This is a genomic window from Methylobacterium ajmalii (genome assembly GCF_016613415.1).
Classification (GTDB): Bacteria; Pseudomonadota; Alphaproteobacteria; order Rhizobiales; family Beijerinckiaceae; genus Methylobacterium; species Methylobacterium ajmalii.
In genome coordinates, this window is the sequence record NZ_JACWCT010000117.1 from 19,076 (window position 1) to 32,334 (window position 13,259).

11 protein-coding genes are annotated in these 13,259 nt (G+C 69.1%); 2 read left to right on the plus strand and 9 right to left on the minus strand.

Translation table 11 applies throughout. The features are described 5' to 3' along the window. Positions 1-11: 11 nt before the first annotated feature. The 6 genes from HPY23_RS21790 to HPY23_RS21815 all read right to left on the minus strand — a co-directional run bounded on the left by HPY23_RS21790 (position 12) and on the right by HPY23_RS21815 (position 8,236). A complete protein-coding gene (locus HPY23_RS21790) occupies positions 12-161 on the minus strand; it encodes a DUF1127 domain-containing protein (protein ID WP_082173034.1) in 150 nt (49 codons plus the stop codon). 403 nt (positions 162-564) lie between these two features. Then, complete coding sequence (locus HPY23_RS21795; RefSeq protein ID WP_158004209.1) at positions 565-1,371, minus strand: phosphatase PAP2 family protein; 807 nt, start codon at positions 1,369-1,371, stop codon at positions 565-567. Between the two features lie 622 nt (positions 1,372-1,993). Continuing rightward, the gene (locus tag HPY23_RS21800) at positions 1,994-2,965 is read right to left on the minus strand and encodes a S1C family serine protease (protein ID WP_060846530.1); all 972 of its coding nucleotides are present in this window, start codon (positions 2,963-2,965) and stop codon (positions 1,994-1,996) included. A gap of 214 nt (positions 2,966-3,179) precedes the next feature. Beyond that, positions 3,180-4,184 carry a transporter family protein gene (locus HPY23_RS21805; RefSeq protein ID WP_091888715.1) on the minus strand — a complete coding sequence of 335 codons (1,005 nt, stop codon included), beginning with the start codon at positions 4,182-4,184 and terminating at the stop codon, positions 3,180-3,182. Positions 4,185-4,548: 364 nt separating this feature from the next. Beyond that, entirely contained in the window at positions 4,549-7,554 is a 3,006-nt protein-coding gene (gene uvrA, locus HPY23_RS21810) for an excinuclease ABC subunit UvrA (protein WP_060846529.1), read from the minus strand. Between the two features lie 217 nt (positions 7,555-7,771). Beyond that, complete coding sequence (locus tag HPY23_RS21815) at positions 7,772-8,236, minus strand: Lrp/AsnC family transcriptional regulator (RefSeq protein ID WP_091888717.1); 465 nt, start codon at positions 8,234-8,236, stop codon at positions 7,772-7,774. Between the two features lie 167 nt (positions 8,237-8,403). Here HPY23_RS21815 and HPY23_RS21820 point away from each other — a divergent pair, with 167 nt between their 5' ends. After that, on the plus strand, positions 8,404-9,414 hold the full coding sequence (locus HPY23_RS21820; protein WP_091888743.1) for a 1-aminocyclopropane-1-carboxylate deaminase: 1,011 nt from the start codon (positions 8,404-8,406) through the stop codon (positions 9,412-9,414). 308 nt (positions 9,415-9,722) lie between these two features. Here the strand turns inward: HPY23_RS21820 and HPY23_RS21825 are convergent, their stop codons facing one another. Further along, the gene (locus HPY23_RS21825; protein ID WP_407942770.1) at positions 9,723-10,583 is read right to left on the minus strand and encodes a glycoside hydrolase family 25 protein; all 861 of its coding nucleotides are present in this window, start codon (positions 10,581-10,583) and stop codon (positions 9,723-9,725) included. A gap of 202 nt (positions 10,584-10,785) precedes the next feature. Here HPY23_RS21825 and HPY23_RS21830 point away from each other — a divergent pair, with 202 nt between their 5' ends. Then, complete coding sequence (locus tag HPY23_RS21830) at positions 10,786-11,229, plus strand: DUF488 domain-containing protein (RefSeq protein ID WP_060846526.1); 444 nt, start codon at positions 10,786-10,788, stop codon at positions 11,227-11,229. 35 nt (positions 11,230-11,264) lie between these two features. On the opposite strand, the gene HPY23_RS21835 is transcribed toward HPY23_RS21830, so the two are convergent. Both HPY23_RS21835 and HPY23_RS21840 read right to left on the minus strand, forming a co-directional pair. Continuing rightward, positions 11,265-12,368 carry a glycosyltransferase family 4 protein gene (locus tag HPY23_RS21835; RefSeq protein ID WP_091888719.1) on the minus strand — a complete coding sequence of 368 codons (1,104 nt, stop codon included), beginning with the start codon at positions 12,366-12,368 and terminating at the stop codon, positions 11,265-11,267. Beyond that, positions 12,365-13,246: a UDP-2,3-diacylglucosamine diphosphatase gene (locus HPY23_RS21840; RefSeq protein ID WP_060846524.1), complete on the minus strand. Its 882-nt coding sequence runs from the start codon at positions 13,244-13,246 to the stop codon at positions 12,365-12,367. Before HPY23_RS21840 ends, HPY23_RS21835 begins: the two co-directional genes overlap by 4 nt. Positions 13,247-13,259: the final 13 nt, after the last annotated feature.

The window sequence follows — 13,259 nt, forward strand, 5'->3', positions numbered from 1 at the left end:
TGACGGTGAGCTTAGGCGACCGAGCGGGCGATGCCCTGGATCTCGAAGCGGCTGATGCCGAGATCGTCGAGCTCGCGGTCGGACAGACGCGACAGCTCGTGGACGGTCTCGCGGTAGCGGAGGTAGGAGCGGATCTTGCTGAGGATGAGGGAGACGAACATCGGTTTTGACCTCTGAGCGGGCATCCGGTGCGAACCGTTTCGGCACCGACCGCCTGCTTCTGTTGCAACGCACCATATGGGAGTTGGCTGCCGTGGTGTGAGACGGGACTGCGTAAGCCAGCCATGCACGATTCACATGCAGCGGTCAGGGAATCGTCAACAATCCCGGATGCTCGCCGATTTGGCAGCACTCTGGCGCATGAAGCGCAATTCCCACGGGGATTTAGGCACTATGCTGCAGGGCCCCGAGGGAGCGGGCTGACGCTGGGATCGGAGTGCCGCGGGATCGTAGGGACGCGCGATCGAGGCAGTCGCTGGCGACATGGTGTGCAGTGCAATGTCGGCCCGTCGCAGTGCCGATGTTTTGGGCATTCCGTGATCCGAGCCGCGCGGCCCCGGCTCCTCATCGGGTCGCCCGCTCGGCGGTCGCGACGCGCGCCGACGGGTCGGTCGGCCGGTACAGGAGCGCCGGCGAGCCGGCGAGACGATCGAGGAGGCGATAGCCGAGATCGGAGCCGCGCACCGCGAGCAGGATCGCGAGGCCGGCAACGAGATGGCCCGCCGCGACGTCCATCACGTAGTGACCTCCGCAGCCGACGGTGGCGATGGACATGATCCCGTCAAGGACGATGGCGGGCAGGCGCAGGGACGGGAAGACCCAGAACGACCATGCCGACAGGACCGCCGAGGCGGCATGGAAGCTCGGAAACGAGATGATCCCGAGTTCGGGCCGGCCCGAGAGATCGCGCAGCGCCCCCGACCGCAGCGCGTCGTAGGCCGCGACGTCCGTCGCGCCGTGGGGCCATGACGGGGTGCCGCGCCAGGCCGGATCGAGGAAGGCGACGATGCCGCGCGTCGGCGCCGCGATGCTCAGGATCGACGTGAGGAAGATCGCGATGGCGAAGGCGGCGAGATAGCGGTCGAGCGCGCGATACCGACCGGATGCGGCGTAGAGGCCGATCACCACGACCATCTGCGGGATCATGCAGCGATAGGACACGTCCAGGACGGCCCGGATCCCCGGATTGGCATCGAGCCACCGCATCCAGGCGACGTGATCGAAGCCGAGCGCCAGGTCGATTCCCCTGACCGTGTCGTCCACGAGCGGCAGCGCGAAGGCCTGCGCCTGCCACGGGAAGACGAGGGTGAAGTCGAGGATCGCCACCACGGCGACGCAGGTCTGCAGCGGTCCCGTCAGTCGATCCCGCATCCGCGATCCCGACGGCAGGCACAAGGCGAAGCACAGGCCGGCCAGAACCGCGAGCAACCACAGATCGGTCCTCCGTATCGTGAATCCGAACAAGATTGTCATGCCTTGCATCATGATGCTGCACAGGCAAAGCAAAGCGAGAAGGAACGGAGAAAGCGACGCGGTGGACGCGGTGACGGGGAATTTCGATGCCATATCGCTGCGACCTGCAAGATAGGAAGCCCATCAGGCTTTGGGCCGATTAATTTGAGATGAAAATCATTTCGGCAGATATGCGTTTATCCGAAGATACGACATATATAAATAGATCGATGACAGAAATTTATAGTGATATTCTCGGCGTGAATTGCTCTAACAATATTGAGCGAAGTCGATCGATACCGCCATCAAGACGAAAAAGTTCGCTATTTTTTCGATCGCTCGATCGGGCGGGTTGCGCCGGCTTCGGTGTCGGTGGAGCGTGCGGGAAGGCGAACGGCGCCGGCGCGGTTCCGCGGCCGCCGATGTCGGTCGGGGAGGAAGCCGCCGGCGGACCATCGTGCCGCTCCGGGCGCCGCTTGGAGGCCGGCCGCGCGCGGCGCCGGAAGACCGGCCTGGAGGCCCGAGCCGGCGCCGCCGTGCCTCAGTGCAGCCGCGGCGCGACCAAGAAGGTCGCGCGGTCGGCCGAGACGACCGGGATGCTGAGCGTGCGGCCGTCGCGGTGCACGGTGAGCGGCACGGTGATGCCGGCCGGGCCCAGCGCCCAGACCGCGCGGAGGAAGCCCGCGAGGTCGCCGACCTCCTCCTGTCCCACCGCCATCAGGATGTCGCCGGCGCGCAGGTCGGCGACCTCGGCGGGCGCCCGGGGCGACAGGCCCATCACCACGACCTGGTCGTCGATCTCGGTGGCGTAGAGGCCGAGCCAGGGCCGGGGCGGGCCGGAGACCCGCCCGAGGGTCGTCAGGTCGGCCAGGATCGGCTTCAGGAGGTCGATCGGCACCGACATGTTGATCGGGCGCCCGTCGCGGCCGCTCTGCTGCAGCTGCAGCGAGCCGATGCCGGTGAGTTCGCCGGCCGGGCCGATCAGCGCCGCCCCGCCCCAATGCGGATGGGCGGGCGAGGTGAAGATCGCGTCGTCAAGGAGGTACTCCCAGTAGCCGGCGAATTCCTGCACCGCGACGACCTCGGCGGCCACGGAGCGGGAGCGGCCGCCGGCTCCGGCCATCACCAGCTTGTCGCCGACGCGCAGGGAGGCGGCGCTGCCGATCGGCAGGTGCGGCAGGTCGAGCGACCCCAGGGCCTGCACCAGGCCCAGGCCCGTGGCGGCGTCGTAGCCGACGACGTGGCCGGGGAGGGTGCGCCCGTCATGGGCGGTGAGCCAGACCGTGTCGGCCTCGGTGATCAGGTAGCCGATGGTGAGCACCAGGCCGTCCTCGCCGATGACGACGCCGTTGCCGGCCCGCTCGGTGCCGAGGATCTCGGCCGTGTAGGCGCCGTCCGGCACCCGCGAGGACAGGGCGACGATCGCCGTCAGGGTCTGGTCGAGGTCGTACGAGTAGGCCGCCGGGCGGGGCTGCACCGAGGAGGGGATCTTCCAGTCGCCGGGCGCCGCCATCATGGTCTCCTGCCGGGGCTCGGCGCCCCGCGCGTCACATCTCGAAGGGCGTCGGGGCTCCGACGGCCCAGTCCGCACGCTCCACGTTATAGGTCGCGGGGTCCCGGCCCGACAGGCGCCCGCAACGCAGAACGCCCGGCTCGCGACGAGCCGGGCGCCGGACGGGCCTCGCCGCGGCGAGGCCCGGGGATCGCGTGCGCGATCGGTTCTTCGATCAGTACTTGCGGATGAGCGGGACCGGCGCCGGCTCGGGCGCGGCCGCCACGGTGTAGAGCGGGGCGACGACGCGGAACCAGCCCTCGGTCGAGTAGGCCTCGCGGTTCGTCGCCAGGCCGGTGACCGGCGAGATCTGGCGCGCCGAGGTGGCGACGTCGCGGGCGACCCAGGCCTGGACCGTGAACTTGCCGAAATCGTAGCCGACGAGGCCGCCGAGGGCGAAGCGGCCGCCGCCGCCACCCACCACCGTGCCGCAGGTGGCGAAGTTGCCGTTGCACGGCGCGCCGAAGGCGAGCTGGCTGCGGTTCGGCAGGTTGGCGGTGCCGTAGCCGATGGCGCCGATCTCGAACTTGCCGAACTTCTTGGTCGCGGTCAGGTCGAGGTTGAGGGCGTCGGTCGGGTACTGGCTGCCGTAGAAGCCCGGGATGCCGCCGCGGCCGCCGAAGCGGGCCGGCGTGTCGTAGAAGTTGTAGGTCAGGTTGGCGGTGACGTTCCAGCCGTCGCCGGTGTAGCTGATGGCGAAGCCCTGGCGGTAGGTGTTCGAGGCCAGGATCGGCAGGCCGCCGCCGCGGCCGGCATTCAGCTCGTTCAGGTACACGCCGGCCAGGTAGCTGACGCCGATGTTGTTGCCGAGATCCCAGGCGAAGATGCCGCCGACGAAGGTGCCGACGTTGATGCTGGTGTCCCGCCCGCCCGGAGCGCGGGAGAAGGTGAATACGGTCGGCGGAGCGACGGCGAGCTCGACGCGGGCGCCGAACACCTTCCAGGGGGTCGACCAGACCAGGACCGGGATGTTGACCGCGGTGTCGGTCGAGGTGAGGTTCGGGCCGTCCGGGCTGCGATAGGTGAACGTGTTGATCGCGTACACGCCCTCGGGCAGCGGCGCGCCGATCGCGAGGCCGACCTGCTCGCCGGGCACCGTCGTCGTCTGCGCGTAGGATGCCGTCGCCGACATGCTGAGGGACAGGGCAGCCGCCCCCGCGGCGAGCCAATACTTGACCATGAGATTTCCTTCCCAGCTACTCTCGGGAAGGGACCGCCGCTCATGCATCGACGTCGCGCGCTATGAAGTGCGCACGTGAATCGACACCTCGCTCCGTGCGGCCCCCGCCGTGTTGCGCAGTCTGAACGGGATAATCTTCCAACAGCCACGCTCCGAACGCCAGCCCTTTGCCCAGGCGGGTTGCAGAGGTTGCCTGGCCGTTGCGCAAATGACGCATTTCCGACACAGACGGGGACGGTGGAGCCGCACGATTACTGCGGCGTATTTTCGGAAAAAACATCCGCTTGCTGCGCCGCACAAGCCGCTTCGCGGCCTTGGCGGCGCAGGTTCATGGGTGTTTTGCCGGAGAACGGGCCGCCTGAAGCTACTCAGCGGCTTGCTTGCCGGGCGCCTTCCGGTTGGCCCGCTTGCCGGGAGCGGCCTTGTCGGCGACGGCTTTGCGCGGCGACGCCGCCGGGCGGCGGGCCAGGACCTCGCGCAGGAACCGGCCGGTATGGCTCGCCGCCGATTCGGCGATGGCCTCGGGAGTCCCTTCCGCCACGATGGTGCCGCCGCCGTCGCCCCCCTCGGGGCCCATGTCGATCACCCAGTCGGCGGTCTTGATGACCTCGAGGTTGTGCTCGATGACGACGACGCTGTTGCCCTGGTCGACCAGCTCGTGGAGCACCTCCATCAGCTTGGCCACGTCGTGGAAGTGCAGGCCGGTGGTCGGCTCGTCGAGGATGTAGAGGGTGCGGCCGGTGGCGCGCTTCGACAGCTCCTTGGAGAGCTTCACCCGCTGCGCCTCGCCGCCCGACAGCGTGGTGGCCTGCTGGCCGACCCGGACGTAGCCGAGGCCGACCCGGGCCAGGGTCTCGAGCTTCTCGCGGATCGCCGGCACCGCCTTGAACAGCTCGGCCGCCTCCTCCACCGTCATGTCGAGCACGTCGGCGATCGAGCGCTCGCGGTACTTCACCTCCAGGGTCTCGCGGTCGTAGCGCTTGCCCTTGCAGACGTCGCAGGTGACGTAGACGTCGGGCAGGAAGTGCATCTCGATCTTGATGACGCCGTCGCCCGAGCAGGCCTCGCAGCGCCCGCCCTTGACGTTGAACGAGAACCGGCCGGGCTGGTAGCCGCGGGCCTTGGCCTCGGGCAGGCCGGCGAACCAGTCGCGGATCGGCGTGAAGGCGCCGATATAGGTCGCGGGGTTCGACCGCGGGGTGCGGCCGATCGGCGACTGGTCGATGTCGATGACCTTGTCGAGATGCTCCAGCCCCTCGATCCGGTCGTGCGGCGCCGGGTGCTCCATCGCGCCGTTCAGCTTGCGCGCCACCGCCTTGTAGAGCGTGTCGACGACGAGCGTCGACTTGCCGCCGCCCGACACCCCGGTGATGCACGTGAAGGTGCCGAGCGGGATCGCCGCGGTCACGTCCTTCAGGTTGTTGCCGCGCGCGCCGACGAGGCGGAGCATCTGCGGCTCGGGCTCGCCGGCCTTGGCGGCCGGATTCCGCTTGGCCTTGCGGCGCATCTTCGGCACCCGCACCGACAGGGCACCGGTGAGGTACTTCGCCGTCAGCGAGTTCGGGTCGGCGAGCAGCTCGGCCGGCGTGCCCTGCGCCACGATCTGCCCGCCATGGATGCCGGCGCCGGGGCCGACATCGACGACGTAGTCGGCCTGCAGGATCGCGTCCTCGTCGTGCTCGACGACGATCACCGAGTTGCCGAGGTCGCGCAGGCGCTTGAGCGTGCCGAGCAGCCGCTCGTTGTCGCGCTGGTGCAGGCCGATCGAGGGCTCGTCGAGGACGTAGAGGACGCCGGTCAGCCCCGAGCCGATCTGCGAGGCGAGCCGGATGCGCTGGCTCTCGCCGCCCGACAGCGAGCCGGAGCCGCGCGCGAGCGTCAGGTATTCGAGCCCGACATCGACCAGGAAGGTCAGCCGGTCGCGGATCTCCTTCAGGATGCGGGCCGCGATCTCGTTGTGCTTCGCGCTCAGGTGCCCGGGCAATTCGCCGAACCAGCGATGGGCGTCCCGCACCGACAGCACCGTGGCGTCGCCGATGTCGGAGCCGGCGATCTTCACCGCCAGGGCCTCGGGCTTCAGCCGCTTGCCGCCGCAGGCCGAGCACGGCGTCTCGGCCATGAACCGGCCGATGTCCTCGCGGGCCGCGTCGCTGTCGGTCTCCTTGTAGCGCCGCTCCAGGTTCGGGATCACGCCCTCGAACGGCTTAGAGACCTCGTAGGCGCGAAGCCCGTCGTTGTAGGCGAAGCGCACCTCGTCGCCGTCCGAGCCGTAGAGCACGACCTGGCGGGCAGCCGCGGTGAGCTTCGACCATGGCGTGTCGGTGCGGAAGCGGTAATGACGCGCCAAGGCCTCCAGGGTCTGGCCGTAATAGGGCGAGGTCGATTTCGCCCAGGGCGCGACGGCGCCGCGCGACAGGCTCAGGGCCTCGTCGGCGATGACCAGCGTCGGGTCGATCCGCATCTCGTGGCCGATGCCGCCGCAGGTCGGGCAGGCACCGAAAGGGTTGTTGAAGGAAAAGAGTCGGGGCTCAATCTCGGGAATCGTGAAGCCGGAGACCGGGCAGGCGAAGCGCGACGAGAAGGTGATCGGCTCGGGGGACGCGCCGTCCTCGGGCGCATCCGCGAACGACACGACCGCGATGCCGTCGGCGAGCTCCAGCGCGGTCTCGAACGAATCGGCGAGCCGCGAGGCCATGTCGGCCCGCACCACGATCCGGTCGACCACCACGTCGATGTCGTGCTTGAGCTTCTTGTCGAGCTTCGGCACGTCGTCGATGGCGTAGTACTCGCCGTCGATGCGCAGGCGCTGAAAACCCTTCTTCTGGAACTCGGCGATCTCCTTGCGGTACTCGCCCTTGCGGCCGCGCACCACCGGGGCCAGCAGGTAGAGCCGGGTCTTCTCGGGCAGCGCCAGCACCCGGTCGACCATCTGGCTGACGGTCTGGCTCTCGATCGGCAGGCCGGTGGCCGGGGAGTACGGGATGCCGACCCGCGCCCACAGGAGGCGCATGTAGTCGTAGATCTCCGTGACGGTGCCGACCGTCGAGCGCGGGTTCTTCGAGGTGGTCTTCTGCTCGATCGAGATCGCCGGCGACAGCCCGTCGATCTGGTCGACGTCGGGCTTCGACATCATCTCGAGGAACTGGCGCGCATAGGCCGAGAGCGATTCGACGTAGCGGCGCTGCCCCTCGGCATAGATGGTGTCGAAGGCGAGCGACGACTTGCCCGAGCCGGACAGGCCGGTGAACACCACCAGCCTGTCGCGGGGGATCGTCAGGTCGACGTTCTTGAGGTTGTGCTCGCGGGCGCCCCTCACCGAGATCACGCGGGTCTCCGCGGAACGGTCGAAGAGCTTGTCGAGAGAGGCCATGCGGGAAGGCTCCGGGCCGCCAGCGACGGGGCGCGGCCAGGCTTGATGGGACCGGGGACCGGCCGGGAGCCCGCGGGGACGAGAACCCTGTCGACCGTGATGGTGACCAGATGGGGCCGCCCTGACGGATAACCAGATGGGGCTCCCGGGGCGGGGCGCCGGACAAGTCTTCGTTTACGATTAGAACAAACTGCGTACAGCGGCAACCGCCGCGATCTCACAGGCTGAGCGGCGCGTTGTCGACCACCTCCTTCATGACGAAGAAGGTCCGGGTCTGGCGCACGCCGGGCAGGGCGATCAGCGTCTCGCTGTGCAGCCGGTTGAAGTCGGCCATGTCGGAGACGCGGATCTTGAGGAAGTAGTCGAAGTCGCCGGCGACGAGGTGGCAGTCGAGCACCGTCGGCATGGCGAGCGCCGCCGCCTCGAAGGCCGAGAAGCTCTCCGGGGTGGACCTGTCGAGCACCACGCCGACGAGGACCAGCGAGCCGCGCCCGACCTTCTCGGGCGCCACCACGGCGCGAACGCCGCGCAGGTAGCCGTCGTCGAACAGGCGTTGGGTGCGGCGGTGGCAGGTCGCCGGGCTGGTGTTCACGCGCTTGGCGAGCTCGGCGTTGCCGATGCGGCCATCCTCTTGCAGGAGCCGGAGAATTTTCAGGTCGATGCGGTCGAGGCCGTCCGCCATGGAAGATCCTTCCGTTTCGTCGCTTCTGCGTGAACGTCTCTAGCACGAAGCGAGGAATTTACCCCTCGTCGTTGCAGCAGGGCCGGCAAGTTCGAGAGCACCTTTCACCCGATCGCGGCTAGGATGAAGGCGGCTTCCACACAGGACCCCCGGCGATGATTCCTTCGATGCTGTCGCAGTTCGAGCGCTACCCCCTGACCTTCGGGCCGACCCCGATCGAGCACCTGCCGCGCTTGACCGCGCATCTGGGCGGCGACGTGCAGATCTACGCCAAGCGCGACGACTGCAACTCGGGCCTCGCCTATGGCGGCAACAAGCTGCGCAAGCTCGAATACATCGTGCCGGACGCGATCGCCTCGGGCGCCGACACGCTGGTGTCGATCGGCGGCGTGCAGTCGAACCACACCCGCATGGTGGCGGCGGTGGCGGCCAAGATCGGCATGAAGTGCCGGGTAATCCAGGAAGCCTGGGTGCCGCACGAGGACGCGGTCTACGACCGGGTCGGCAACATCATGCTGACGCGGATCATGGGCGCCGAGTCTCAGCTCGTGGATGACGGCTTCGACATCGGCATCCGCGACAGCTGGAAGCAGGCGATCGAGGACGTGAAGGCCAAGGGCGGCAAGCCCTACGCGATTCCCGCCGGCGCCTCGGTGCACAAGTTCGGCGGCCTCGGCTATGTCGGCTTCGCCGAGGAGGTGCGCCGGCAGGAGGCCGAGATGGGCCTCCACTTCGACTACATCGTGGTCTGCACCGTCACCGGCTCGACCCACGCCGGCATGCTGGTCGGCTTCTCGGCGGACGGCCGCGCCCGCAACGTCATCGGCATCGACGCTTCCTGCACGCCGGCCCAGACCCGGGCGCAGGTGCTGGAGATCGCCCGCAACACCGCGGCTCTGGTCGGGGCCGGCGAGATCGTCGCCGACGACGTGGTGATCAAGGAGGACTACGCCTATCCGGTCTACGGCGTGCCCTCGAAGGAGACCGTCGAGGCGATCCGCCTCGCCGCCCGGCTCGAGGCGATGATCACCGACCCGGTCTACGAGGGCAAGTCGATGCAGGGCATGATCGACCTCGTGCAGAAGGGCTTCTTCCCCAAGGGCTCGAAGGTGCTCTACGCCCATCTCGGCGGCGCACCGGCGCTGAACGGCTACAGCTACACGTTCCGCAACGGGTGAGGCGGCGAGGGTTTGTTCGACATCGTCTCGCTCGTCGAACAAACCCCGGACCTGCCCACCTCCGCGTCATCCCGGGGCCGCGCAGCGGAACCCGGGATCCACAAACGCTGACGGTTCAAGATGAAGCGGGACGCAATCCGCCTCGTCCTCCAGCCTCGGCGGTCATGGATCCCGGGTTCCCGGCTGCGCCGAGCCCCGGGATGACATCGAGGGCTTCAGTGGGCTTGCGAGAACTCATCGGCTCCAATGAAGAAGCCCGGTCGCTCGTCGCGGACCGGGCTTCCTCGTTGCCAATACTCGGTCCAGCGTCACTTGTCGGTGCACAGCCCCGCGGCCGAGAGCCGGCGGTGGTTGCGCGGGTCGCAGTCGGTGGCCAGGAACGAGGCCCATTCGGCCTTGGTGCCGTAGAAGGCGTTGCGGTCGACGTCGCCGCGCACGCCCGGCACCCGGCCGGTCGAGGTGAACTGCCACAGCATCCAGTCGCGGTTGACGTAGCGCTGCTCCGGCTCGGCCGCGGTGGAGCGCACCCAGTGCGGGTAATCCGGCAGCTCGCCCTCCAGCACGTCCTTGTGGAAGGTGATGTCGGTGTAGATGATCGGCCGCTTGCCGGTATAGGCTTCCATCTCCCGCAGCATGTACTCGGTCATGGCGAGCGCCTGGGCCTTGGGCAGCTTCTTGGGGCAGAGCTGCGAATGGCCGTTCCACTCGACGTCGAGGACCGGGGGGAGGGCGGTCGGGTCGTTGGGGACGTTGCGCTTGAACCAGTCCATCTGGTCCTTGGCCGAGCGGCACCAGAACACGAAGTGGTAGGCGCCCCGCGGCACGCCGGCCCGGCCGGCCCCGTCCCAGTTCTCGCGGAACCGGTCGTCGACGTGGTCGCCGCCCTCGGTCGCCTTGATGTAGGCGAACTGGGTGCCGGCGCCCTTCACCGAGGTCCAGTCGATCGGGCCCTGCCACTTCGAGACGTCGATGCCCTGGATCGGGTGAAGCTTCGCCTTGGCGACGCCCGGATGGGGCTTCGCGTCGCCCTTGGTCGGGTAGAAATCGGCTCCGCCGCCGGCGCAGGCCGCCAGCGTCGCGAGGCTCGCCGCCGCGAGCGCGCGCCTGCCCCACAGGACGCCGCGCGACAGGACGGAGGACCACGGGGCGGAGGGGATCGTCGACTCCATCGGCATCGGGGCGCGGCCTGACTTCACGCTGAACACTATGGATATTCGATGCGGTAGGGCCGGTTAATGGAAGCTTGACGGAATTGGGACGGAATTTCGAAACCCGTGGCGCCAGCGCCACATAGGCCTAGGCCGCGGCTCGTCGCGGCCTTCACCGTCGGGCATAAGCCCCGGCAGGGACTGGGATTTGTCGAGACGCCGCATGGACAAGGTTCTGTTTACCATCGGGTACGAAGGCGCCGATACCGAGCGTTTCGCCGCGGCCCTGCGCGATGCCGGGGTGGCGACGCTCGCCGACGTGCGGGCGGTGGCGGCCTCGCGCAAGCGCGGCTTCTCGAAGAGCGCGCTCGCCGCCGGCCTCACCGAGGCCGGGATCGGCTACCGGCACCTGCGCAGCCTCGGCACGCCGAAGGCCGGCCGCGAGGCCGCCCGCGCCCACGACGCCGCGCTGATGCGCCGGATCTACTGCGAGGAGGTGCTGGAGACCGGCACCGGCCAGGCCGCCCTCGACGAGCTGGCGGCCTTGGCCGAGGCCGGGCCGACATGCCTGCTGTGCTTCGAGCGCGACCCGGAGCGTTGCCACCGGCGGGTCCTGAGCGAGCGGCTGGCGGGGAGGGGTTTCGAGGTGGTCGATCTGTTCGCGTGAGGCGGCCGGGTCCGATCGCTTCGGAAACGGCTTGGTCAGCCCTCGCCGACCCGCGGCAGGGAAGCGGGCGCCTCGCCCGGCAGTGGCAATCCGATGCGCCGGCGTCGCCGCTTCGTCGCGCCCTCGGCGTGGGCGGCCTCGATGTTGCCGTAGAACTGGTCGGCGCTCGCCTCCCAGGTGTAGCGCAGGGCCTCCGTCCGGCAGGCCTCGCGGGGGATCGCCAAGGCCGCCCGGGCGGCTGCACCAAGGTCGTGGTCGAGGACCCCGACGCTCGTGCCGCCGATCACGTCGAGGGGGCCGGTGACGGGATAGGCGGCGACCGGCAGGCCGCTCGCCAGGGCTTCCAGCAGCACGATGCCGAAGGTGTCGGTCAGGCTCGGGAAGACGAAGACGTCGCAGGCCGCGTAGACCCGGGCCAGGGCCTCGCCGGTGAGCGTGCCGAGGAACCGGGCGGTGGGATCGACGGCGGAGAGCCGGGCCCGGTCGGGTCCGTCGCCGACGATGAGCTTGGTGCCGGGCAGATCGAGGCGCAGGAACGCCTCGACGTTCTTCTCCACCGCGAGCCGACCGACGAACAGGAAGAACGGGCGGGGCAGGCCGACGAGCGCGTCTGGCGCCGCCTCGCCGTCGCGGGGGCGGAACAGCTCGGTGTCGACGCCGCGGGTCCAGCGCATCAGCCGGGTGAAGCCGCGCCCCGACAAATCGCGCTCGAGCGAGGGCGTGCTCACCATGGTGCCGCTTGCCGCGCCGTGGAAGCGGCGCAGCCAGGCGTAGCTCCAGCGCTCCGGCACCGGCAGGCGGGCGGCGAGGTATTCGGGAAAGCGGGTGTGGTAGCTCGTGGTGAAGGGCCGGCCCTGCGCCAGGCAGACCCGGCGGGTCGCGAGCCCGATCGGCCCCTCGGTGGCGATGTGGACGTGGCTGGGCGCCAGCGCCGGGAACCGCCGCGCGACGCCGCGGGCGGTCACCAGCGACAGCCGGATCTCGGAATAGCCCGGCAGCGGCACGCTGGCGAAGTCGAGCGGTGTCAGCATCACCGGGTCGTGGCCGCGCCGGCGACCCGCCGCGACCATGTGCTCGAGGGAGCGGACGACGCCGTTGACCTGGGGATGCCAGGCATCGGTCGCGACGAGGAGCCTCACGCGACGGCCCGGGTGTTCACGATCGGATGCTCCGGCATGGAGCGGGCGGCGGGCGCCAGTTCCTCGACCGGGGCGAGCGGGCGGCTGCGGGAGGTCAGCGGCACCGGCGCCTCGGCGCTGGCGCGCTTCCAGTCGGCGAAGCGGATCACCTCCATGGTGCCGTCGTAGTGCTCGACCACCGCCGTGCAGGATTCCACCCAATCGCCGGTGTTGAGGTAGTGCATGTCGCCGACCATGCGGCTCGCCGCGTGGTGGATGTGGCCGCAGATCACCCCGTTCGCGTCGGCCCGGCGGGCCTCGGCGATCAGGAACTCCTCGAACCGGCCGATGAAGTTGACGGCGTTCTTCACCTTCAGCTTGGCCCAGGCCGACAGCGACCAGTAGGTCAGGCCGAGGCGCCGGCGCACCCAGTTGAGGTGGGTGTTGACGAAGAGCGCCGCCGTGTAGGCGCCGTCGCCCAGCAGGGCAAGCCAGCGGGCGTGGCGCACCACGAGATCGAACTGGTCGCCGTGGATGACGAGGTAGCGCTTGCCGTCCGCCGCCTCGTGCAGGACCTGGTCCTGGATCTCGATGCCGCCGAAATGCATGTCGAGGAAGTCGCGCAGGAACTCGTCGTGGTTGCCCGGCACGTAGACGAGGCGAGACCCTTTTCGCACCTTCCGCAGCAGCTTCTGCACGACGTCGTTGTGCGATTGCGGCCAGTACCAGCCGGAGCGCAGCTTCCAGCCATCGACGATGTCGCCGACCAGGTAGATTTCGTCGGCGTCCACTTCCCGCATGAAGTCGAGCAGTAGCTCGGCCTGGCAGCCCTTGGTGCCCAGATGGAGGTCCGAGAGGAACAGGGTTCGCACGCGAAGCGCGTCGGCATCCTCGGCCACGTGCAATCTCCTT

What these genes read in the sequence shown, in the direction of transcription:
- HPY23_RS21815 (WP_091888717.1), bottom strand. Translation starts at nt 8,236, where the DNA reads ATGGCGGACGGCCTCGACCGCATCGACCTGAAAATTCTCCGGCTCCTG.
- HPY23_RS21830 (WP_060846526.1), top strand. Translation starts at nt 10,786, where the DNA reads ATGGACAAGGTTCTGTTTACCATCGGGTACGAAGGCGCCGATACCGAG.
- HPY23_RS21805 (WP_091888715.1), bottom strand. Translation starts at nt 4,184, where the DNA reads ATGGTCAAGTATTGGCTCGCCGCGGGGGCGGCTGCCCTGTCCCTCAGC.
- HPY23_RS21820 (WP_091888743.1), top strand. Translation starts at nt 8,404, where the DNA reads ATGCTGTCGCAGTTCGAGCGCTACCCCCTGACCTTCGGGCCGACCCCG.
- HPY23_RS21790 (WP_082173034.1), bottom strand. Translation starts at nt 161, where the DNA reads ATGTTCGTCTCCCTCATCCTCAGCAAGATCCGCTCCTACCTCCGCTAC.
- HPY23_RS21795 (WP_158004209.1), bottom strand. Translation starts at nt 1,371, where the DNA reads ATGCGGGATCGACTGACGGGACCGCTGCAGACCTGCGTCGCCGTGGTG.
- HPY23_RS21825 (WP_407942770.1), bottom strand. Translation starts at nt 10,583, where the DNA reads ATGGAGTCGACGATCCCCTCCGCCCCGTGGTCCTCCGTCCTGTCGCGC.
- uvrA (WP_060846529.1), bottom strand. Translation starts at nt 7,554, where the DNA reads ATGGCCTCTCTCGACAAGCTCTTCGACCGTTCCGCGGAGACCCGCGTG.
- HPY23_RS21800 (WP_060846530.1), bottom strand. Translation starts at nt 2,965, where the DNA reads ATGGCGGCGCCCGGCGACTGGAAGATCCCCTCCTCGGTGCAGCCCCGC.